Source organism: uncultured Pelagimonas sp., from assembly GCF_947498515.1.
In the GTDB taxonomy this organism is placed as follows: domain Bacteria; phylum Pseudomonadota; class Alphaproteobacteria; order Rhodobacterales; family Rhodobacteraceae; genus Pelagimonas.
In genome coordinates, this window is record NZ_CANMKO010000013.1 from 93,100 (window position 1) to 116,049 (window position 22,950).

22 protein-coding genes are annotated in these 22,950 nt (G+C 56.4%); 5 read left to right on the top strand and 17 right to left on the bottom strand.

Features of this window, described 5'->3' with window-relative positions; translation table 11 throughout:
* Positions 1-5 precede the first annotated feature (5 nt).
* The 3 genes from Q1A43_RS20235 to Q1A43_RS20245 form a co-directional block, all read right to left on the bottom strand.
* Entirely contained in the window at positions 6-1,241 is a 1,236-nt protein-coding gene (locus tag Q1A43_RS20235) for a cytochrome c peroxidase (RefSeq protein ID WP_299938367.1), read from the bottom strand.
* Positions 1,242-1,285: 44 nt separating this feature from the next.
* Positions 1,286-2,731: a xylulokinase gene (gene xylB, locus Q1A43_RS20240; RefSeq protein WP_299938276.1), complete on the bottom strand. Its 1,446-nt coding sequence runs from the start codon at positions 2,729-2,731 to the stop codon at positions 1,286-1,288.
* A gap of 227 nt (positions 2,732-2,958) precedes the next feature.
* On the bottom strand, positions 2,959-3,492 hold the full coding sequence (locus Q1A43_RS20245; RefSeq protein WP_299938278.1) for a hypothetical protein: 534 nt from the start codon (positions 3,490-3,492) through the stop codon (positions 2,959-2,961).
* A gap of 298 nt (positions 3,493-3,790) precedes the next feature.
* Here Q1A43_RS20245 and lepA point away from each other — a divergent pair, with 298 nt between their 5' ends.
* Both lepA and Q1A43_RS20255 read left to right on the top strand, forming a co-directional pair.
* Positions 3,791-5,593, top strand: coding sequence for a translation elongation factor 4 (gene lepA, locus Q1A43_RS20250; RefSeq protein WP_299927151.1), 1,803 nt, complete (start codon positions 3,791-3,793; stop codon positions 5,591-5,593).
* Positions 5,594-5,889: 296 nt separating this feature from the next.
* Entirely contained in the window at positions 5,890-6,723 is an 834-nt protein-coding gene (locus Q1A43_RS20255) for a DUF3800 domain-containing protein (RefSeq protein WP_299938281.1), read from the top strand.
* 127 nt (positions 6,724-6,850) lie between these two features.
* Here Q1A43_RS20255 and Q1A43_RS20260 read toward each other — a convergent pair whose 3' ends face one another.
* Positions 6,851-7,267 carry a hypothetical protein gene (locus Q1A43_RS20260; protein WP_299938284.1) on the bottom strand — a complete coding sequence of 139 codons (417 nt, stop codon included), beginning with the start codon at positions 7,265-7,267 and terminating at the stop codon, positions 6,851-6,853.
* A 205-nt stretch (positions 7,268-7,472) separates the two neighbouring features.
* On the bottom strand, positions 7,473-8,279 hold the full coding sequence (locus Q1A43_RS20265) for a DUF1353 domain-containing protein (protein WP_299927160.1): 807 nt from the start codon (positions 8,277-8,279) through the stop codon (positions 7,473-7,475).
* Between the two features lie 227 nt (positions 8,280-8,506).
* Here Q1A43_RS20265 and Q1A43_RS20270 point away from each other — a divergent pair, with 227 nt between their 5' ends.
* Positions 8,507-8,686 carry a CTP synthetase gene (locus Q1A43_RS20270; protein WP_299927163.1) on the top strand — a complete coding sequence of 60 codons (180 nt, stop codon included), beginning with the start codon at positions 8,507-8,509 and terminating at the stop codon, positions 8,684-8,686.
* Here Q1A43_RS20270 and Q1A43_RS20275 read toward each other — a convergent pair.
* From Q1A43_RS20275 to meaB, 7 genes are all read right to left on the bottom strand, one after another.
* Positions 8,677-9,126, bottom strand: a complete 450-nt coding sequence (locus tag Q1A43_RS20275; protein WP_299938288.1) for a low molecular weight protein-tyrosine-phosphatase — start codon at positions 9,124-9,126, stop codon at positions 8,677-8,679. The genes Q1A43_RS20270 and Q1A43_RS20275 overlap by 10 nt on opposite strands.
* Before the next feature lie 143 nt (positions 9,127-9,269).
* Positions 9,270-9,755 (bottom strand): copper chaperone PCu(A)C, encoded by a 486-nt coding sequence (locus tag Q1A43_RS20280; RefSeq protein ID WP_299938290.1) that lies wholly within the window; start codon positions 9,753-9,755, stop codon positions 9,270-9,272.
* 51 nt (positions 9,756-9,806) lie between these two features.
* A complete protein-coding gene (locus tag Q1A43_RS20285; RefSeq protein WP_299927170.1) occupies positions 9,807-10,151 on the bottom strand; it encodes a hypothetical protein in 345 nt (114 codons plus the stop codon).
* Positions 10,152-10,245: 94 nt separating this feature from the next.
* On the bottom strand, positions 10,246-11,136 hold the full coding sequence (locus Q1A43_RS20290; RefSeq protein WP_299938293.1) for an NAD(P)-dependent oxidoreductase: 891 nt from the start codon (positions 11,134-11,136) through the stop codon (positions 10,246-10,248).
* 78 nt (positions 11,137-11,214) lie between these two features.
* Positions 11,215-11,712, bottom strand: a complete 498-nt coding sequence (locus Q1A43_RS20295; protein ID WP_299927174.1) for a lactoylglutathione lyase family protein — start codon at positions 11,710-11,712, stop codon at positions 11,215-11,217.
* Positions 11,713-11,879: 167 nt separating this feature from the next.
* Positions 11,880-12,170, bottom strand: coding sequence for a 50S ribosomal protein L28 (gene rpmB / locus Q1A43_RS20300; RefSeq protein WP_299927176.1), 291 nt, complete (start codon positions 12,168-12,170; stop codon positions 11,880-11,882).
* Between the two features lie 192 nt (positions 12,171-12,362).
* Positions 12,363-13,346 (bottom strand): methylmalonyl Co-A mutase-associated GTPase MeaB, encoded by a 984-nt coding sequence (gene meaB / locus Q1A43_RS20305; RefSeq protein ID WP_299938296.1) that lies wholly within the window; start codon positions 13,344-13,346, stop codon positions 12,363-12,365.
* Positions 13,347-13,562: 216 nt separating this feature from the next.
* On the opposite strand from meaB, the gene Q1A43_RS20310 reads away from it, so the two are divergent.
* Entirely contained in the window at positions 13,563-15,800 is a 2,238-nt protein-coding gene (locus tag Q1A43_RS20310; RefSeq protein ID WP_299938299.1) for a calcium-binding protein, read from the top strand.
* A gap of 53 nt (positions 15,801-15,853) precedes the next feature.
* Positions 15,854-18,316: an ATP-dependent helicase HrpB gene (hrpB, locus tag Q1A43_RS20315; protein ID WP_299938302.1), complete on the top strand. Its 2,463-nt coding sequence runs from the start codon at positions 15,854-15,856 to the stop codon at positions 18,314-18,316.
* Here the strand turns inward: hrpB and Q1A43_RS20320 are convergent.
* The 5 genes from Q1A43_RS20320 to Q1A43_RS20340 form a co-directional block, all read right to left on the bottom strand.
* Positions 18,313-18,864, bottom strand: coding sequence for an isochorismatase family protein (locus Q1A43_RS20320; protein WP_299938305.1), 552 nt, complete (start codon positions 18,862-18,864; stop codon positions 18,313-18,315). The two genes, hrpB and Q1A43_RS20320, sit on opposite strands and share 4 nt — an antisense overlap.
* A gap of 109 nt (positions 18,865-18,973) precedes the next feature.
* Positions 18,974-19,900, bottom strand: coding sequence for an ornithine carbamoyltransferase (gene argF / locus Q1A43_RS20325; RefSeq protein WP_299927185.1), 927 nt, complete (start codon positions 19,898-19,900; stop codon positions 18,974-18,976).
* A 91-nt stretch (positions 19,901-19,991) separates the two neighbouring features.
* Positions 19,992-21,173: an aspartate aminotransferase family protein gene (locus Q1A43_RS20330; RefSeq protein ID WP_299927188.1), complete on the bottom strand. Its 1,182-nt coding sequence runs from the start codon at positions 21,171-21,173 to the stop codon at positions 19,992-19,994.
* A gap of 421 nt (positions 21,174-21,594) precedes the next feature.
* On the bottom strand, positions 21,595-22,377 hold the full coding sequence (truA, locus tag Q1A43_RS20335; RefSeq protein ID WP_299938308.1) for a tRNA pseudouridine(38-40) synthase TruA: 783 nt from the start codon (positions 22,375-22,377) through the stop codon (positions 21,595-21,597).
* Between the two features lie 85 nt (positions 22,378-22,462).
* On the bottom strand, positions 22,463-22,861 hold the full coding sequence (locus Q1A43_RS20340; protein WP_299938311.1) for a hypothetical protein: 399 nt from the start codon (positions 22,859-22,861) through the stop codon (positions 22,463-22,465).
* Between the last annotated feature and the right edge of the window lie 89 nt (positions 22,862-22,950).

Here is a 22,950-nt window from a genome sequence, read left to right on the forward strand (position 1 = left end):
TCTTCCTATCGATCCACCGGCAATCCACTTGGCACCGTTTCGGGCACTCCCAGCCGGCCGGCCTTCCAACTGCTATCGGTCAACGCCTCTAGAAAGCTCAGCAAATCCTCCACTTGATCATCACGCAACGCCACCGGTTCCAAACTGTTCGCCGCAGCAATCCGAGCCGTTTCGTTGGGGTCATCCGTGGCGGTCCAATCCGCCGCCCCGTCTAACCCAAGGAACACCGCCTGACGACGGTCATAACCTTGCAAAGATGCAATTGGATCAAGGTGATGGCGCACCACTGCTTCCAAAGTCGCATAGGCCCCGTTGTGCCCATAGGGCGCGGTTTCTGTCACATTGCGTAGCGACGGCGTGCGAAAGGCATAGGCGTCTTTGGCCAGACCGGTGACCCGCATGCGGCCAACGTCACGGGCATGGTTTTCAAACCGCGCCGCCTTGCCCGGCCCGATTTGCGGCATGGCAATGGCGTGAAAATCATGATCGCTCTGGAACCAGCCGGAATGACACCCCGAACAACCCGCCACACCGTAAAACAGCTCCCGACCGCGCTCGGCTCCTGCGTCCAATGGCGTGGCATCACGCAGATACCGATCAAACGGGCTATCGTCGGCGCGCCATTCCACCGCAATGAAATCGGCAATCACATTGGCAATCTGTGGAAAGGTAATCGGCTCTCCCGGAGCAACACTGTCAAACGCCGCGCGGTATTCTGGCACCTCGGCCACCCGCGCCGCAATCCGGTCCCAGGCTCCGCCTTCGCTTGACAAAAACCCAAGGCGCACCGCCTGTGCGACCTCATTCTCGCTGTAATGCCCGGCCATTTCATCGCCCGACAACACTGGAAACATCGCCTGCGCCGATAAGACCCCATCAAACCCCGACAACATTTCGGCCCCCAAGGGGGTGCGCATCCCGTCGGGTTCATCGGCATCCGCCTCAAGACGCCCGTCATGAAACATCACCGTAAACTCGCTTGCTCCAAGGTTGAAAAGCGCCGGGGCGTTGCGGGGAATGCGTTGTTCGGGCAGGTTCTCGGCCCCAACCTTGCGATCACGCCCCAAGCCCATCGCCCCCTCACCAAGGCTTAGCGACACACCGTCCGCCGTGCCCATTTTCGGGTGATGGCAACTGGCGCAACTGATGTTGCGGTTGCCCGACAGGATCGGATCGTAAAACAACTTCCAGCCAAGCTTTACCCGCGCGGCATCCGGTGCCTCGAACACCGGTTCCGCCATCTCGGCTGCTGCGGCGACGGGTAAAAATCCGAGCCATATCAACCTCATGCAAGCGCCCCTTTGATCGCCGGATAGAGTTTCCGGTACCGCTGATATGCCGCTTCATATGCCGCCACCAACTCTGCTTTTGGCGCAATCATCTCACCAATGTCTGGCTGGGTCATCACCGTTTCAACATCCGCACCGCGCGCCACCATCGCCAAGCGTGCCGCGCCCAATGCCGCGCCAAACTCCCCATCCTTGGGGAGCGCCAAAGGCAGGCCCAAAACAGTGGCCAGCATTTCGGTCCAAACCCGGCTTTTGGTGCCGCCGCCAATGGCCAAAACCTCCTCCAACTCGGTTCCTGTGGCGCGCAATGCCTCTAGACAATCGCGCAGGGCAAAACACACGCCCTCCATCACCGCTTGAACAAGGGCTGCATCGCCGCCGCCAACGTCCAATCCCACAAACGCGCCGCGCATGTCGGCGTCATTGTGCGGCGTGCGCTCGCCCGACAGATACGGCAAAAACATCGCTTGTCCCGGCCCCGCGACCTCGCTCACCAGTGCCGATAACTCCGCCGGGCTTTGTTTCAACCGCCCCGAAAGCCAATTCAACGCATCGGTGGCCGCCAAAATCACGCCCATCTGATACCAGCGTCCGGGCACCGCGTGGCAAAACGTATGCACCGCCGTCGCCGGATCGGGTGCAAAGCTATCCTTCGCCGCCAAGAGAACGCCGGACGTGCCCAGCGACACAAACCCCTGCCCCTCTTTGAAACAGCCAACACCACAGGCCGCCACGGCATTGTCACCGCCACCACCGGCCACCGCGACCTCGTCAACGCCCCAATCCGCGCGCAGATCATCGCGTAAATATCCCGAAATGTCAGAGCCTTCGACAAGGCGGGCCATCTGATCGCGGCGCATATGCCCCTGTGCCAACAAGTCGTCTGACCAATCCCGCGCGCCAACATCAAGCCAGCTCGAGCCAGCCATATCCGACATGTCGCCTACCACTTCACCGGTCAGCCACAGCCGCAAATAATCCTTGGGAAGCACAACCTTGGCGACCTGCGCAAAAATCTCTGGCTCATGGGTTTCAACCCAGAGCAATTTGGGTGCCGTAAAGCCCGGAAAGACGATATTCCCCGATAGCTCGCGCACCCCCGGCGTCGCATCCAACACCGCCGCTTCATCGGCACAGCGTGTGTCATTCCACAAGATACAGGGGCGCAAAACCTGATTGTCGGTCCCAAGCAGAACCGCGCCATGCATATGGCCACTGATCCCGATGCCACTTAGCTTGGCAAATGCGGCGCTTTGGGTGGATTTAAGCTCTGAAATCACTGTTTTACAAGCGGTTACCCAATCCGCCGGGTCCTGCTCGCTCCAGCCAGAATGCGGGTGCGAAACATCATAATGCGCCTCAGATGACCCCACCGGCGCACCGTTTTCATCCACCAAAAGGGCGCGCAGCCCCGATGTGCCCAGATCAAGCCCAAGATACATGATTTCCTCCCACGGAAAGTCAGCGGCGACTCCCATCGCCATTTATTTTATTGATAGAAATTAATCGGCGGAGCGAGCTCTGTCAAAAGGTTTTCTAGGTTGGGATTTCGGTGAGAACCTGCGTCACTCGTTCCAGAGCACCCGCGCACTCCCACGCTCCGATCTCGGTTTTCTGAATGACAGCACGCATCGCTAAACCTGCGCCAAGCCATTGAAACCCTAATACTCTAATTGGTCGACAGGGTGTCCAGATCCGCCTTGGGAACAGTAAACCAAACATGGGTCTCGTCGCGTCCCCACCATGTCTCTCTTGGGACATGTTCGAACACAAATGTCACCTCCTCAACGAGCGCACAGCCGTTCAACTCCGCCGCAACAGACCTGACAACTCCATTCCGTGAGCTATGAGGCTCTGTCCGGTTTGTACTTGAACGCATTGGGTCAGAACCAACGTTCTGCCCTTCGCTATCAAAATACATCAGCAGGATTCCATGTTCTCCAACAAAGAAAAAATCCTCGCCGGTCATCAAATCAAACTCTGTGACCTTGGCTATATCCCTTGGAAGGATCGCGTATTGAGGAAGAAGACACATGATTTCCATCGATGGTGAGAGCAGTGTTTCCATTGGGATTGCACCCTTGTCCCCCAGAGACCGCATCAACTCTAAAGTGAAAATGTCGTTGTCAGAATCATTGGGAAACTGCGCCAAAACCAGTGCCAAAATCAGTAAGAGTACCGGCGCTCCAAAAATAACGATCACAACCAAAGCAAACAAAGCCTTGGCGACACTGTCAAAATCGTAAAAAATCCGGCTTGCTACCTGCCTCAACTCGCTATCCTCCCACCAAGCGCTCTCTGGTTAGCAACCCAAACCCTAACTGGTCATAGCACCACAAACTCCACCGCTCTTCGAGAATCGGCTATGGGATGCGAAACAAACACAACCGCCACTAAAACCACTGCAAAACAGCTTCCTTTTCGCCCTATGACCCAGCGCTATATACCTTAAGCACACAACTCATCTTGACCACCCCAAGATTCCACCGCATATGCCATCCATGACCCCATTAGATCGCATCCGCAACTTCTCCATCGTCGCCCATATCGACCACGGGAAATCCACCCTGGCCGACCGGTTGATTCAATCCACGAACACCGTCGCCGAGCGGGACATGCAGGCGCAGCTGCTCGACAGTATGGATATCGAACGCGAACGCGGGATCACCATCAAGGCCAACACCGTTCGCATCGATTACACCGCGAATGACGGGCTTGATTACGTCTTGAACCTAATCGACACCCCCGGTCACGTGGATTTCGCCTATGAGGTTTCCCGCTCGATGCGTGCGGTCGAAGGCTCTTTGCTGGTTGTTGACGCTTCCCAAGGGGTTGAGGCGCAGACGCTGGCCAATGTTTACACCGCCATCGAGGCCGACCACGAAATCGTGCCGGTCTTGAACAAGGTCGACCTGCCCGCCGCCGAACCCGAACGGGTGGCCGAACAGATCGAAGACGTTATTGGTATCGATGCCTCTGATGCCTGCCTGATTTCCGCCAAAACCGGCATCGGTATCCCCGATGTGCTTGAGGCGATCGTAACCCGCCTGCCCTCGCCACATTCCGGCGATCCTGACGCGCCACTCAAGGCGATGCTGGTGGACAGCTGGTATGACCCCTATCTCGGTGTTGTGGTTCTTGTGCGGATTATGGACGGCACTCTGAAAAAGGGTGATAACATCAAGATGCTACAGACCGACGCCAAATACAGCGTTGATCGCATTGGCGTTTTCCGTCCCCAGATGGAAAATGTCCCCGCCCTTGGCCCCGGTGAAATCGGCTTTATCACCGCACAGATCAAACAGGTCCGCGACACCAAGGTTGGCGACACCATCACCCACGAGAAAAAGGGCACCGATCAGCCGCTGCCGGGCTTTAAGCCCAGCCAGCCGGTTGTCTTCTGTGGCTTGTTCCCCGTCGATAGCGCCCAGTTCGAAGACCTGCGCGAAGCGATTGAAAAACTGGCGCTGAATGACGCCTCGTTTAGCTATGAAATGGAAACCTCGGCCGCACTTGGCTTTGGCTTCCGCTGCGGCTTCCTTGGCCTCTTGCACCTTGAGGTCATTCGCGACCGTGTTGAGCGTGAATACAACATCGACCTGATCACCACCGCACCCTCGGTGATCTATCACATCTACCAACGTGACGGCACCAAGCACGAGCTGCACAACCCCGCCGACATGCCCGACCCCTCGACCATCGACCATTTGGAAGAGCCGCGCATCAAGGCGACGATCCTTGTACCCGATGAATACCTCGGTGACGTGCTCAAGCTCTGCCAAGACCGTCGCGGCATCCAGCTTGACCTCACCTATGCCGGGTCGCGCGCCATGGTTGTCTATGACCTGCCTCTGAACGAGGTGGTGTTTGACTTCTATGATCGCCTGAAATCGGTAACAAAGGGTTACGCCTCCTTCGACTATTCCATGGAAGGCTACCGCGAGGATAACCTCGTGAAAATGTCGATCCTTGTGAACGAAGAACCGGTCGACGCGCTCTCGACCATGGTCCACCGCGACCGCGCCGAAATGCGGGGCCGCGCCATGGTTGAAAAGCTCAAGGACCTAATCCCGCGCCACATGTTTAAAATCCCGATCCAAGCGGCGATTGGCGGCAAAGTCATCGCGCGTGAAACGTTGAGCGCGATGCGCAAAGACGTGACCGCGAAATGCTATGGCGGCGACGCAACCCGGAAAAAGAAACTGCTCGAAAAGCAGAAAGCCGGTAAGAAAAAGATGCGCCAATTCGGCAAAGTCGACATCCCACAAGAAGCGTTTATTTCCGCCCTCAAAATGGACAGCTAAAGCTGTTCATTTTCGAGCACGCGTGGGCGAAAGCGAGTTTGCCTGCAAACTCTGCGTGCCCACCCGGTGAGGCACTTGCATAAACGTCTACTATACGCCCCCAAGCCCCGCCAACAGCGGGGCTTTTCTTTTAAGATCAACGATAAAGGCGCGCGCCCGACCCTGGGTGGGCGCTCGCACCCTATCATTTGTCGCTAGACAGCGTCACATCCAACACTTAGCTTCGGAGCGATAAGTCGCTTTTGCACTCTTCCGGGGGGGGAACCCGGTCAAATAACAAGAACTAAGTTGTTTCAATGTCAGATTACAGTCCCAAAAAATACGTGCTTCTCATCGATGAAAGCGGTGACCAAGGTCTTGAAAGAGTTATGACTGATGGAAACCCTTATGGTGCGTCATCCTATTTGACCATGGGAGCCACCCTAGTACCCACCGATTTTCTAGATAGCTTTCGGGAGACACTAAGTGCTATCTCCGACACTATTGGGGCCAAGGAACTCCACTGTGTCGACTTAAACCATTCTCAAATTTCCTATCTGGCAAAAGAAATAGCTAAACTGCGAATGCTATGCTTTGGAGTTGTTTCCAAAAAATTGACTCTGGGCAGTTACAAAGACGAGTTGTCGGAAACCGCACAGGCACAGGATTATTACAACAAGTGCAGCCAATATCTATTCGAACTAGTTTGTGGCTTCATGGCACTGAATGATATTAAATCCTCAGACATCTCAATTGTATTTGAGGAAAAGAGAGGGCATGACTATCAAAGGCAAGCTCGCTATCTAAACGCTGTTGCAAACAAACCAATTGACAAGAGAGCAGCTAAGTTAAACCATCTTTCGCCATTTATAATTGATGCAAAACCAAAAGATGCAGAGCCTCTTTTGGCAATCGCAGATTGCGTCGCATATGGGCTACATAAGGCAATTTGCTCTGAAAACAATCGCCTTCAGTTGACCGAACAACGGTACCTTAGGGAGCTCAAGGGTAAGTTCTACAAATGCCCCGAAACTGGGAAAATTGCAAACCATGGAATCAAGTTTATTAAGGGCCCATATCAAATGGCTCTCAAAGGCAGCCACCTCGAATTTGTTTTGAAGTTCTACCGTGAAAACAAGCCCACAAATTAGTGCTCCGCCCGGCAAAGCCGGGCAGCCCCCGACCGCCCCCATGGGCGGGGGCTTCTCCCCCACCCGCGGCCGGGGTTTGCCCTAACCACATCGCCGCACCAATGACACTGGTCTTCCTAGTGCCGCGTCACTCCCGCTCCACCTTAAACCGCTTCGAAAACTTCCACGGCTGTGTTGTGATCAGCACCGGATCGTCCGCCCATGGGTCACGCCCGCGGGCCGCTTGGTCCAAAACCCGATCCGTCCGATCCTCACCGCCCACCGATTGCCCCGCAGTCAACCGCGCCAACTCCTCAGCCGCTTGCACCGATTTCGCCGCGCGCCAGCGCGAGTATTCCCGTTCCAACTCATTGGCTTTTTGCGTCTCGACCTTGCCCAACAAAGCCTCCAGCATTTTGAGTTGATAAAACGGGATCACCGCCGCCACATGTTTGCCATGCCGGGTGAGCCACAAATGCCCGCCCTGCTCTTCGACCCATTTCAGCCGCTTTCCCGCCTCCTCACGAAACTGTGAGATGGCGATACGCTGATATTCATGCTCCATGGTGGCAGCCCCAGATGTCTATTCCCGATCTGTCCGAAACAGGGCTAGAATCAGACAGATTGCGTGATCCGGGGCCCCAGTTCCCTCCGCGAACCCCGATGCAATCTCCCCCAAACAAACCCTGTTTCGGACAGATTGCACCTTACGCAATGGTAAACGCCCAGAGGTTAATCCACCGGGCGTTCCATTAACAAATTCTGCAAGGTCAGATCTGACAGGCCGTTCCACACCCTGGATCTACTGGATCATAGGGATCGTAAGGGTCATAGGGTTCATAGGGCTCTTCGAAGTAGTCATGCGGTTCTTCCACCGCTTCTGATGGGTTATCTTCAAGACGCGGAATGGTTGTCAGCAAATGGAATTCCCATTTGCGCAAATAGGCATCCAACTGCGGCAACGTCGGCTTAGACGTTGAAATATAAGACTTTGTCGCACGCATTGCGGTTTGAAGTTCCGCCGTGTCCACCTCGTCCCAACGGTTGGTGATTTCCCAACGAGGACCGCCAAGCCAGACGGCGGCATACATCAACTTGGCGCGAAACTCTGGTGTTCCACCGACAATCAACCCGTCATAGAACATCCGGTGCACGTCTTCCCAACGGCCATCATGCCACCGCGTACCGGCCTCATTGCCGATCCCGCAATAAGCATCATGAACCGCCGCCGCATTGACGTATTCCGGCGATGTCGGCTTGCCCACAATCGTGGTGAAAATCTCGGGAATAGATGCGCCATCGGTCAAGGTTCCGCGCGGCGCTACCCAGTTACGCCCTTGAGAATCAACGAAATTCATTGTCGCCGCGGTTGGGAAGAACTTGTAGGGGCGGCGTTGAATTGTCACCGGCTTTGGTTCAACCCGCAGCGGATCCTGATCAAAGCTACATCCCCCTTCTGGGCGGGTGAAACAGGACACTTCCGGCAGGTCGGTGTTCTGCGCTTTTTGCAGCACCGCAATGGGGTCACATGCGCTCAATGCCAATGCGCAGGCCCCAAAGATTCCAAATCTCAACATCATTTGATCCCAAAAAGACTAAAATACGCGCCAGACTTAAAAGAAATCCAAAACACCAATCAAGTGCACTTGGTTGATGAACTGCGCGACTCCCCCCAGAGGAGCCTGTCAATTTTACCAGATGGTGGAGAAATGGGCAAACCTGCTCGGTTTCTGACCCAGATCAAAGATCACATAGCTAAATCAAAATATGTGATCTACAGCGTTATTCTTAAGGAGAAATCACAATGCTGCGCTTGGCCGGTATCTTGTATTCATTGATTTCAACCAGCTTGGCTGGCACATTCATCGTCGCGGTTTTGGTTGCAGGGCATGACACGCTCACGCCCATCCTAGCGGCTGCTTTGGTTGGATTTGTTTTGGCGCTGCCGGCGACCTGGTTCGTCACCAAAGCAATCTACAACTGATCTAGAAACGCGACGGCGCATTGTTCGATAAGATCAAGTGCCCCGTCAAAATCACGCGTGTAATAGGGGTCAGGCACATGGTCTGCCCCTGTTTGCGGCACGTGATCGGTGAATAAAACAAGCTCTGCCGTTGCGCCGGGTGGCTGCTCATGCCGAAGGTTGGCAAGGTTGTCTGCATCCATCGCGACAATCAAATCAAAATCAGTGAAGTCCGCCTTGTTCACCTGCCGGGCGCGCAAGGATGACATATCGTATCCGCGCGCCAATGCGGCTTGCTGCATGGCCCCGTAGGGCGGCTCACCGACATGCCAAGCCCCGGTACCGGCGCTGTCGATGTCGATATCTACACCGCGTTTTTCCGCCATGCGTCGCGTGACTGCTTCGGCCGAGGGCGAGCGGCAAATATTTCCCAAACAGACAAAGAGGATACGTGTGGTCATACCCCTTGCCTACCGCGCAGGGGCCGACGACACAAGATGGGCCTAGGGTGAAACGGATCGCGACGCATGGCGTTTAGAGCCGGCCGATCCGAACAGAGACGTGAGGGCGAAACCCAAGGATACCAAGAGTTTCGCCCAAAGCACTAGTTGTCTTTTTTCTTCATCATGCCGTGGCCCATACCGCCATGTTTGTCTTGGCGTTTCAGGTCCACGGGAATGTCGACGACAATGTCACCGGCCTTTTCAAAGGTCAGGGTCACCTTGACGGTCGCGCCCTCTTCCATTGGGCCGTTTAGCCCCATGAACATCACGTGGTCACCACCGCGCATCAACATATGTTTGCCACCCGCAGGGATTTCAAAACCCTCTTCGACATGCATCATTTTCATGACGCCATCGCCCATGTCTTTGTGGGTGTGCAGTTCGACTTTTTTGGCAATATCAGAGGCAGCGGAGACCAGACGGTCGCCCTCGTCGCCAGTGTTTTCGATCACCATAAAGGCCGCGCCAGCTTTGGCGGATTTACCTGCTGAGCGCGCATAAGAGTCCATAACCATGATGTCAGCAAAAGCAGCGGAGGACAGGAGGGCAAACGCAGTTGCGCTTGCGAGAATCGCATTGAGTTTCATTGGAAAAACTTCCTTGGTCTTGAGATCGTGAATGTCGGATTTCGGCTAGGTTCAGACCAGAACCGGAGGCCCGCGGGCGCTTGCCGCAGGGGCCGAGCGCCCATATGCTCTTGTTGTTTCAAGGACATATACCGAGGTGATCCAAAGACGCGCCAGGAGCGGAACGCGCGCGGCGCTCTCGCCTTCAAGGCTGATTGCTGTGGCGAAATCGGGGCAAATCACCGGCGGGCCGGTTGGGTTGCCTTCGGCGTCCACAGGCTGTGATACAACGCCAAGCCCATGACAAATCTCGATCTCGCCAACGGCCATAGCCTGCCCCTGCGCGACAACCATTGTCTGGCTGGTCAACGCAAGGATCAGGACCAGCGCAAGCGCGCTCAGAGATCGTAGGATCACATTCATCACCCGCTGGTATAGGCCCAATAGACGGCACGTAAAAGTGACAAATGGCGGCAGGTTTTTATCCTGCCGATCTTTGCCGAAACCCGACCTATGTGCGCGTCACACCATTACGCTTGGCAACAAAATCAACCAGATGAGGGATGTAGTCCTGATCCCCGTCGCCCCCGGCAGAACAGGCCATGGCAAAGCTGTTCTTGGCGGCATTGCCGATCGGGTTGGCCATGCCAGCGGCATCCGCCATGCTTTCGAGATAGCGCAGGTCCTTGAGTGCATTGGTCAGTGTGAACTTGTGCGACTCGCGGTTGCCCTCAAGCGCATACCCCATAAAGGTCTGGTAAAACCCGCAATCCATGCGGCTACCTCGGATAGCGTTGTCGAAAACTTGCGTCGAAATTCCGACCTTTTCCCCCAAGGCCAGCGCCTCGGAGTAAAGCGCCGCGTAGCCCAAGGACAAGAAGTTGTTGAGCAGCTTCATCTTGTGGCCATCCCCCGGCCCGCCAACATGGACAACCGTTTCGGCCCAAGCATCGACCACCGGTTTGAGACGATTGAACACCACATCCGTCGCCCCAATCAGCGCCGTCAGCTTGCCCGCCTCGGCCTGAATGGGCGTTCCACCCAATGGCGCATCGACAAGATGAAACCCTTTGCCCTCAAGCGTTTCGCCGAGTTTCAAGGTCGAGACCGGGTCCGAGGTTGAGCAATCCACAATGATCGCCCCGTCGGGCAAACCTTTGACCAAGTTCGACACCACAGCTTCGACCTGAGGCGATCCGGGCAGACACAAAAAAACAATGTCGCTCGCCTTGGCGAGATCGACCACCGAGCCGGCTTCGGATGCGCCAAGCGCAACAAGGTCATCGACCGGTTCGCGATTGCGGTGGCCCAAAATCGTTAGGTCATAGCCCTTGGCCATGATGTTCTTGGCCATGCCGTGCCCCATTAGGCCGACGCCAAAAAATCCAATTGCCTCTGTCATCTTTCCCTCCCCAAAACGCTGGGTCAGGCTGACCTGATCACATCACAAAGTAAATGCATTGCGGCCCGAATTTCGCGCTTAACTATAAGCTCCGGATGAATAGGTCAGTTCGTAAGAGTGGCTGTAGAGTTCAAAAACTATGCCAAAGGGGTCTTCGACATAGACCATGCGATAGGGTTTTTCGCCGGGATAATAATGGCGAATGGGCATACGTTGTTTGCCGCCCGCCGCGACGATCTTTGCAACCAGTCCCTCGACATCGGGGTCTTGAATGCAAAAATGAAACGTGCCGTTGCGTCTGAAATCAATGTTGTTGTCGGGTGCGTAATTTCCATCAAACTCAAAAAGCTCAATCCCGATACGGTCAGCGGTTGCCATATGCGCAATGCGCAACTTCTTCCAATCTGGCCCGAAAACATCCGTACACATTGTGCCGATGTCGCTGTCGTCTTCGACCACATCAGTCGGTGCCATAATGGTGTAAAACCCCATCACGTCAGAATAAAACTTAACGGCCTTGTCCACGTCGGGAACCGAAAGACCAATATGTGAGAACGTTCTGGGGTATTGCGTCACGAGAGCTCCAATCAGCTATAAAACAACGGCTTGATTGAAGATGTAGCGCGCACCGCCCCTTTTCCAAACCCACGGCGGCACGTGTGCAACGCAAAACCCCCGCCAAGGTGCCTTGGCAGGGGTTTCACAAATCTAGTGCCGATCTGGCAGGGTCTCAGAGCAACAGCTTAGGCTGCGGCGGTCTGGGCCTTGGCGATCTCTTTTTTGACCTTCAGAGCGCGGTCGGACAGTTCAACGTCCTTGGCTTTGGCCAGGAACTTGTCCAAGCCACCACGGTGGTCAACAGAACGCAGAGCGTGCGCAGAGATGCGCAGCTTAACGCCACGGCCCAATGTCTCGGACTGCAGAGTTACGTCATTCAAGTTGGGCAGAAAGCGACGCTTTGTTTTGTTGTTAGCGTGGCTTACGTTGTTGCCCGACATCGGGCCCTTACCGGTCAATTCGCAAACGCGCGACATGGGTTCATCCTCATCGTATCAGGGCAAGGATGCGGCCTTGCCAATGTCAAAGGGCGCCATTCGAAGCAAAAGTATCAAGGTCACCGGGCATAGCCCAAAGTGATTCCCCAAAACACCCTGCCCGAGGTGGCACCCGGAATCTGGTCGGGGTGGCATAGACTCACGCCCGCCCCACGTCAAGGGCATGCGGGGCTATTCCAGATAAAGATGTTCTTTCAACAGGGCCTGCGCCGCAGCAGAGGGTGTTAACCGGCCATTTTCCACCTGTGACCCAAGGTCCGTCATGATCCCACGGATTGGTTCCTTGGCCAATCGCGCCAACAAACGTTCGCGCACCTCGGCCTCAAACCAATGGCGCGCTTGGGCCGCCCGACGGGCCGAGAAATGGCCGTTCTCTTGACGCCAGCTGTTGAGCTCGGTCATCGCCTCCCACGCCGTATCAAGGCCATTCTGCTCGACGGCGGAGACGGTCAAAGCCTTGGGGAACTCCTGAGGGTCCTGCGGGCGCTTACGCAACAAACGCAACGCCCCGGCATAATCGGCACAGGTGCGCATGGCGGTGTGTTTGAGATCGCCATCCGCCTTGTTGACCAACAAGATGTCGGCCATCTCCATGATGCCGCGCTTGACCCCTTGCAACTCATCACCGCCGGCGGGGGCCAGCAGCAACAAGAACAAGTCCGACATTTCCGACACCATGGTTTCGGATTGCCCCACACCCACGGTTTCGATCAGGATCACGTCAAATCCGGCGGCTTCGCAAAGATCAATCGCTTCGCGGGTGCGCCGCGCCACACCGCCAAGCTGAGTTTGCGATGGTGAAGGGCGAATAAAGGCGTTCTTATCGCGGCTTAGCCGCTCCATCCGGGTCTTGTCGCCAAGGATCGAGCCACCAGAACGTGCCGAACTGGGATCAACCGCCAGAACAGCGACCCGAAGCCCCTGCCCTGTCAGCATCATGCCAAAGGCCTCGATAAAGGTCGACTTGCCGACCCCCGGCGTACCCGACAGACCAATTCGCAGCGCCGTGCGATTGTGACCGCGCAGGGCTTCCAGCAATGCCAGCGCCTGTACACGGTGATCGTCCCGGCCGCTCTCGACCAATGTAATGGCCCGCGCCAGCGCCCGTCGGTTGCCCGCCAGCACCTGTTCGGCCATGGCTTTTGTATCCTGCATGATGCGCCTCCCGTCTTCGCGCCGTGTTGTGCCCGCAACCCGCCCCTTTTGTCCAGTGACGCCCCGCCGCAGCCTGTCGTGTTCGTCGAAAATTTTAGGCTCTGGGAAACAGTTTGTGGATCAAAACGGACAATTGAAAACGTCGTATTGGCGCCACATTCGCGGCGCATCCCAAGTGGTGAACCTAGCTTTTTCATGTCTGCCAAGGAGGCCCGCATGCCCACCGTTCAAGAACAGCTGTCGACCATCGCAACCTGGATTCGTACCGATCCCGGCCTCGCCATCAATGTGCACCCCGAGCAAATCGAAGAAGCCGCCCGGGCCGCCGAAGCGATCAACGCCATTATTGCCCAAGCCATCACCTCGCTTGAGCTGAACGAAGATGGGCGGATCACGGCCGCAGATGTCGAAGCGATCAGCGATTTCATTCGCGCCGACGCGGAACTTTTGGAAGAGTTCATCGTCGCCCATGGCGATGATGAGGGTGAAGAAGAAACCGGATTTCATCTGGTCCAGAACGACGGTTCGGCCCTTCGGTTTCAGGGGCGCAACTTTATCGATAAGATTGCTGACTCAATCTACCATATCGGGTTCAATTATTCCGACGGGCGCTTTGTGAACGAAGATGGCAACGCCAACCAAACAACAGCCGAAGTTGCCGGGTGGCTGAACTACTTCATCAACGAAGAGAACATCGTGTTCGGAACCGAAGAGGCGGATCGCCTGAAAAGCGGCAATTATTCCTTTACCATTCCCGATGCCGCAAACGAGTTGTTCATTGCCGGCGACGGAAATGATTCAATCTGGGCCCGTGATGGCAACGATACCATCGACGCCGGAGACGGCAATGACCACGCCATGGGCCACGATGGTGATGATGACATGTCGGGGGGGGCCGGAAACGACTATCTGTCTGGTGGCGATGGCGATGACACGCTCGAGGGCGGAACAGGCGAAGACAAGCTGCGTGGCGGTGAGGGCGATGATGTCGCCTATGGCGGCGACGGAGAAGACCTGCTGCTTGGCAGTGAAGGCAACGACAGCTTGTTTGGCGGCGCGGATGCCGACCGTCTTTATGGACAAGACGGGAACGACGACATTGATGGCGGAGCCGGAAACGACAGGGCATCAGGCGGCGACGGTGACGACCTTGCAGAAGGCGGTGCCGGGAATGACAGCCTTTATGGCCACTCCGGAGAGGACACTTTGATTGGTGGTGCCGGTGCGGACCGTATGTCCGGTGGTGACGATGCCGATGAAATCAGCGGTGGCGACGGTGAAGACTACCTATCCGGTGGTGAGGGCAACGATGACCTAAACGGTGGCGACGACAGCGACCGCATGATTGGCGGCAACGGCAATGATGCCCTCGAAGGCGGCGGCGGTGGCGACTACCTTTCGGGCGGAAGCGGCCATGATACGCTGATTGGCGGCGATGGTGTCGATACTCTGCGTGGCGGCGATGGCAATGACGTTGGCGACGCCGGAGCGGGCGACGAACGCCTTCTTGCCGGTGATGGCAATGATACATTTGATGGCGGCGCAGGGGCCGATACGCTTTATGGTCAAGACGGCCATGATCTTCTCGAAGGCGGCACCGGGGATGACTATCTATCAGGGGGGGATGACAACGACACGCTTCTCGGCGGCGACGGGGATGACCGGCTAAACGGTGGTCGAGGCGATGACAGTTTGAACGGCGGCGACGGGATGAATGACCTTGCCGGCTATGATGGTGATGACACCATCGTGTCGGGCGATGATGTCGACGTGATGCGTGGTGGCGACGGAAATGACGTCATGTCCACCGGTGGCGGCAATGACACTGCCTTTGGTCAGGACGGCCACGACGAAATCGAAGGCGGCGCTGGGAATGACTATCTCGTCGGTCAGGATGGCGACGATAGCCTGTTTGGCGGGTCTGGCATGGACGCCTTGCGCGGCAATGATGGTGATGATGAAATCCACGGCGGTGCCGACGACGATATGATCTGGGGCAGCCAAGGCAACGACAGTCTATATGGCGACGGCGGGGCCGATCGTCTGAGCGCAAGCGATGGCAACGACCTTCTAGACGGCGGAGCGGGCAACGATACGCTTTATGGCGGTGCCGGTCGTGATGTCTTTGAAGGTGGTGCCGGGGCTGATCGTATGGACGCTGCCGACGACGAAAGCGTTCGCGACGTGTTTATCTTTAACGAAGGCGACAGCGGCGCGACGTTTGCCGATATGGATATTGTTTACAACTTCCAAAGCGGCGAAGATCAAATTGATCTGTCCAGTTTTGGCAACCTTAGCTTCAATGGCGACGCCGCCTTTGACGACAACGGAGAGGGTCAAGTGCGCTTCCAAGGCGGATTGCTTGAGATCGACCAAGACGGCAATGGAGCCGCTGACATGATCGTGGAAATGCGCGATGTCGTGACTCTCGATAGCGACGACTTCATCTTGTAAGTCGATCACAATCTAGCATGGACCTGCATGCGCTCCTTAGCAATAAGGGGCGCATGACTGCATTTACCTTGCCCATCGATGACGCCCTGCCCGAACTTGTCGCCGCGCTTCGCGCTTCTGGCCGTGCCGTGCTCCAAGCGCCGCCCGGTGCCGGGAAAACCACGCGCGTTCCAATCGCCCTGCTCGAGGCCGGTTTGACGGATGGCAAGATCCTGATGCTCGAGCCGCGCCGACTTGCCACCCGTGCCGCCGCCACGCGGCTGGCCGAGCACTTCGGTGAAAAGCCCGGCCAAACCGTCGGCTACCGCATGCGGGGCGACAGCAAGGTCTCGGGCGCAACACGCATCGAAGTCGTCACCGAAGGTATTCTAACCCGGATGATCCAATCCGATCCCGAACTCACCGGGATCGGCGCGGTTCTGTTTGATGAATTTCATGAACGCTCTCTCAACGCTGATCTTGGTTTGGCTTTGTGCTTGGAAATCGCCGACGCATTGCGCGATGATCTGATCCTGCTCGCCATGTCCGCCACGTTGGATGCTGGTCCTGTGGCCGAGCTGATGAGCGCCCCAATCATCACATCCCAAGGTCGCAGCTTCCCCGTCACTGATCGCTGGCTCCCGGCCCCGCTGCCCAAGCGCGCCAGGTTCGAAGACGCGATGACGGATCTGATCCTCACTGCCCTCACCGAAACCGAAGGCGGGGTCCTTGCCTTCCTGCCCGGTGAAGGTGAAATTCGTCGCGTCGAAGGACAGCTGAAAAAACGCCTCCCCGAGGATGTTCACCTGCGACCGTTATTTGGAGCGATGGAGATCGGTGCTCAGCGCGCCGCCATCCGTCCCGAAGGTGATGGGCGCAAGTTGGTTCTGGCGACCTCCATCGCAGAAACCTCGCTGACCATCGAAGACATCCGTGTTGTGGTGGATGGCGGCAAGGCCCGCCGCGCTCGATTTGATCCCGGGTCTGGAATGTCGCGGCTGGTCACCGAACGGGTGACCCGAGCTGAGGCAACTCAACGGGCTGGGCGCGCCGGACGGGTTGCACCGGGCATCGCCTACAAGCTCTGGACAAAAGGTGAAGAAGGGGCGCTAAGCCCTTACCCCCCTGCGGAAATTGAGGCTGCGGATCTTTCAGGACTTGCCTTGGAATTGGCGGTTTGGGGGGCGACCCCGGAACAGCTACCCTTTTTGACGCCACCTCCGGAAGGAACTTACGCAGAATCTTGTGCTTTGCTGCAAATGCTGGGCGCTTTGGACAAATCAAACCAAATCACAGAGCACGGAAAGCGTATTTCACGCCTACCTACCCACCCAAGACTTGCACATATGATACTTAAATCTGGATCAGAAGGGGCAACATTGGCCTCACTTTTATCCGATCGCGATCCAATCATATCTGCACCCACAGATCTAGCACTGCGAATAGAGGTCATCCGCAACGTCAAACAATTTACACAATCTCGACAATATGGCGTAAACCGACCGGCCCTAGAGCGCATCAAACAAGAAGCGAGACGGCTAACCTCTCTTGTTAGGGACAGCGTAAAGAACAATTCCCAACACTTTGTTAACCATGCTGAAATGGCAGCCATGGCTTACCCGGATCGCATTGGACTAAGACGTAAGGGTGACGCCCCACGATTTCAGCTCTCCGGTGGCAAAGGCGCGATAATGGACGAAGCCGACCCGCTGGCCAATCAACGTTTGATCGTGGTTACAGACACTGACGGCAACCCTCGAGAAGCAAAAATTAGGCAGGCGATCACAATCTCTCAGGCGGAGGTTCGAAACCTGTTTAACGATCAAATTCAATGGCATGAAAGCTGCTCTTGGAGTAAACGAGAACGCCGTGTTGTAGCCCGTAGGCAGGAGATGTTTGGGGCTATCGCACTTGAGGATCGCATTTGGAAGGACGCCCCAGAGGATGCTATCGCACGGGCAATGCTGGATGGGGTGCGCGACCTTGGCATCACTCTTTCGGACGCCGGCCGGCGCTTCTGCGCCCGTGTCGCGCTTGGTCGCGACGGTGGCTTGGGCCTTCCCGATATGTCGCTCGACTGTTTGATTGATGAGGTCGAAGACTGGCTTCTCCCCTATCTGGCCGGAGTGAAAACCGCCGAGGCATGGAAGCGATTTGACCTTTTGCCCGCTTTGCGCGCCCGCCTAGACTGGGGGCAAATGCAAGCCTTAGATAGCAGCATTCCGGGCAAATTCACCACTCCATTGGGGCATGATATCCCGATTGATTACTCGTGCGAACACCCGGAAATTCAGCTCCGCCTCCAAGAGCTATTTGGGCAAACATCCCACCCAATGGTGGGCAAAACCCCCTTGCGCGTGACCCTACTATCACCGGCACGTAAGCCGGTTCAGACCACCATGGACTTGCCGGGTTTTTGGTCTGGCTCCTATGCAGATGTGCGCAAAGATATGCGTGCCCGCTATCCCAAACACCCGTGGCCCGAGGACCCGACGCAGGCTGATCCCACCCTTCGCGCGAAACCGCGTGGACGCTAAGACAGGATTTCAGCCGTGGTTTTGACCTCTGCGAAATCCGCCGCGAGGGTTGCCAAGGTGACTTTGAGCGCAAGGTCCGCAGCGATGCCACCACCATCCCGGTCAGGCAGAGGAAAAGCGATCAAGGCGTCCTCTGCCACGGTGACGTTGAACCCCAGATTGGCGGCAATGCGCACAGTTGAGGCGACACAGAACGCCGCCACGCCACCGGCAACAATGAGATCACTGATGCCTTCGTCACGCAAATGCGCCTCGAGCCCGGTGCCAATAAACCCTGATGACCCAGGTTTCCAGAAGACCGCCTCCCCGTCTAGCGGCATGGCGCACACCATGGGCTGACCGCCGGGTTGATCCTTGCGAAAGGGAACATTCGGATCGCTTTGCTCATGGTGCAACACATGAACAACGGGAGCATTTCTAGAACGAAACGCTGTGACAAGTTTTGCAACTTGATCAGCGAAATCTGGATACACAACGGAGCGCCCTGCCGTGATCCGGGTGTTCATCTCTTCTTGAAGATCGATCAATAGCAGCGCGGTTTTGGTCATGTCTAACCCCCCGATGAAACACCAAACCGACAGGTAGAGCGCACCAAAACCCTTGCAAGGGTTTTGCAAATTCCGTGCACGGAATTTGGGCGGCGCGCCCGTCCGGTGATTAGACGTTCAAGCAGTAGCGCATCACGGCTTTTTGCGCGTGCAGACGGTTTTCGGCCTCGTCCCAGATCACCGAATTCGGACCATCCATGACTTCGGACGTCACCTCTTCTTCGCGGTGCGCTGGCAAACAGTGCATAAAGAGAGCGTCAGGTTTGGCTGCATCCATCAGCTTTTGATTAACCTGAAACGGGCGCAACATGTTGTGGCGGCGTTCCCGCGCCGATTGGGCATCGTGCATCGACACCCAGGTATCCGCGACAATCAAATCGGCCCCTTCGACGGCCTTGAACGCATCCCGTTCTATTGTAATTGAGCTGCCTTCATTGCGCGCCAAACCAACAAACTCCATTTCCGGATCAAGTTGAACCGGGCCGGTGAAGGTCAGGTCAAAGCCAAATTGCCCAGCTGCGTGAAGGAAGGAGGCGCATACATTATTGCCGTCGCCACACCAAACAACCTTTTTCCCTTTGATCGGCCCACGATGTTCTTCGTACGTCAGAATATCAGCCATGATTTGGCAAGGGTGGGTGCGATCGGTCAGACCGTTAATCACGGGTACACTGGCAAATTCGGCCATTTCCTCAAGCACGCTTTCATCAAAGGTGCGGATCATGATCATATCGACATAGCGCGACAACACGCGGGCCGTATCGGCGATGGTTTCACCGTGTCCCAGCTGCATATCGTTGCCCGACAGAACCATGGTTTGCCCACCCATTTGGCGCACGCCCACATCGAAAGACACACGGGTTCGAGTCGATGGCTTTTCAAAGATCAAAGCAACCATGCGCCCATCCAGAGGCTTTTCATCATCGGGCATCGCTTTGGGGCGGCCAAGGCGCGCTTGTTTCATGGCCCCTGCCTGATCGATGATGCCACGCAGAGCGGCTTTGTCGGTTTTGTGGATATCTAGGAAATGGTTCATGACGATGTGCTTTTTGTGAGGGGGGATGGGGGCGCTGCCCCCGTCTTTGATCCCAAAGACTCCCCCGGGATATTTGTGGAAAGAAGAAGCCTTAAGCGGCCGTGGTTTCAAGCTGGGTTGCGGCGGCGTCCAAACGTGTGATGGCTTCGTTGATGTCTTCTTTGGTGATGTTAAGGGCGGGCAAAAGGCGCGCGACATTGTCGGCGGCGGGCACGGTGATGACGTCTTGATCATATCCGGCTTGCACGACCTCGCCCGCCGGAACGACACACCGAAGGCCAAGCATGAGGCCCGAGCCACGCACGCTTTCAAAGATCGTCGGATGCGAGGCAACCAACCCTTCAAGCTTTTGACGCAGCAGGCCTGCCTGCGCATTGACGTCCTCAAGGAAAGCGGGTTCGGCGACGATGTCGAGCACGGCTTTGCCCACGGCGCAGCCCAGCGGATTGCCCCCGTAGGTTGACCCATGGGTGCCTGCAACCATGCCGCTGGCGGCGTTTTCAGTGGCGAGAACGGCGCCCAGAGGGAAACCGCCACCGATACCTTTGGCGACCATCATGATGTCAGGCGTGATGCCCGCCCATTCATGGGCAAAGAGCTTTCCGGTCCGGCCCACGCCGCATTGCACCTCGTCCAGAATGAGCAATATGCCCTTCTCATCGCACAAGTCGCGTAGTGCTTTTAGACAGTTGTCAGGAACGGCGCGAATGCCGCCTTCGCCTTGGACCGGTTCAATCATGATGGCACCGGTTGTCTCGGTGATCGCCGACTTGAGCGCCTCGGAATCGGCCCAAGGGACTTGGACGAACCCCGGCAAAAGCGGGCCAAACCCGTCGACCATTTTCGGCGTATTCACCGCGGCAATCGCTGCGGATGACCGGCCATGAAACGCACCTTCAAAGGTGATGATGTCGGTCTTTTCCGGCTGGCCTTGATCGTGCCAATATTTGCGCGCCATTTTGATGGCCAGTTCGCAGGCCTCGGTGCCCGAATTGGTGAAAAACACCGTGTCGGCAAAGCTGGTCTCGACCAGCTTGTCGGCCAGCGCTTGTTGTTGCGGGATGTCATAGAGGTTTGACACATGCCACAGGTTTTGTGCCTGATTGGTCAGGGCCTCGACTAACGCGGGATGGGCGTGACCAAGCACATTCACAGCAATGCCAGAGCCCAGATCAAGCAAGCGTCGGCCATCTGCCGTGGTCAGCCAGCTGCCCTCACCCTTGGTGAATTGCAAAGGGGCGCGGTTGTATGTCGGCAAGACGGAAGAGATCATGTCCTTGTCCTTAGTCTGAGGCATGCAGGGGCCACACAGGGCGAAAGCCGATTGGTGGCAAGCTGGCAGAGGCCTGTCAAGTTATGTTGGGGTGGGTGTGACGCAAAGAGGCAAGGCGCGCCTTTGGGGGCACGCAGGAAAAGAGCAAGTTAGGCTCGTCGGAGTGTCGCTTTGATCATCATGAGGGGCCGTTTAGGCGGGTTTTGCGGGTTAATCAAGCGAAATATGTGCAATGGCATTGCACAAGTTGATCTATCTGCGGCCTGACCAAGGGTATTTGGGTCACACAATATGTTCCACTATGCGCATTTTGCGCATCGAGGTTATTTCAGAAAGGTGCACCCAATGCGTTTGCACGCATCGATGGGCCTGTTTTTGCAAACGTTGGGCGGTTTGCAGGGTAAACACGACGCTAGGTCGGTTACCCGCCCGCAAAATCTGCAAATGGATCATCGGGATATCCGACCCCCATTAGGTACAAACCAACACCGGGGCAGACCGTACCACAGGCGGCGCGGTCACGGGCCTCAAGCGCGTGCTTCATATCAATCGGGTCCCAAGTGCCAGAGCCAACATGCTCAAGCGATCCGACAATGCTGCGCACCTGATTATGTAGAAAGCTGCGCGCGCGCAGATGGAAATGCACCTCGGTTCCGCCAAGGCCATCGACCTCTTCAATACGGATTTCAGTCATGGTTTTGACTGGTGATTGCGCCTGACAATTCACGCTGCGAAACGTCGTAAAATCATGTAACCCAATCAGATGCGCGGCCCCTTCGCGCATGGCATCCACGTCTAGCGTTTGGCTCACCCGCCAGACCTGCCCGGCCTCAAGCGTTTCAGGTGCGCGTCGTGTCAGCAACCGGAACAAATAACGCCGCTCAACCGCAGAAAACCGCGCATGCCAGTCATCCGACACCGCACGACAGGCGCGAATGGCCACCGGGGCCGGTTTCAGGTGGAAATTCAAAGCCTCGCCCAATCGGAACGGGTCCCAATCTTTGTCCATGTCACAATGGGCCACCTGCCCACGGCCATGTACGCCGGTATCGGTTCGCCCCGCCGCCACGACGGAGTGCTCACGCGGTTCCAGACGCGCCAAGGCGTCTTCGATCGCCCCCTGAACCGAGGGTTGATCCACCTGACGTTGCCACCCTGAAAAGGGCCGACCGTCATATTCTACAAGCAAGGCATATCTGGGCATGGGGCGCGCAATACCCTGCTGAGCCAATTGGGGCAAGATGTCTGATTTTAGAATATCCTTGCGACGGGTGCCCAGACAAGTTCCGCTACCACCGCCACAGGGTATTGGCCTCAAAGAGTTCAATCACCTGTCCGTCGGCTTCGGACCAAACCAGTGTAAAACGATGGGAGAGTGTCACAGGCGCAAGAAAGGGCTGTTGCGTTTTGTTTGCCATATAGGCCACGCAATCGCGTTCACCGCAAATCGGCGTTTCCAAAACCCGTCGGGCAAATTCTTCCCAGCCTGTCATTGTTGGCCGGTCGTTGCGAACCCAAGTTGCGCCATCATACGTCGCAACTTGGTAGCCATAGCGCTTGGAAAGCTTATGCGCGGTGTCAGCTTTGCCACTGCTGCGAATGTCATTCGCCATGCTGGTGAAACGCGCATCAGGCCACGCCATTGGGCCAAATTTGTAGCCAAGCCAACCCAAAATCGCCGCGAACATCACGAGTCTGAAGATGGCAGTGTTGCCTAAGATCATGGTGCGCCCCAAAAATTTGCCTCTTTGGACATGCCACAAGGATCGCCGCGACC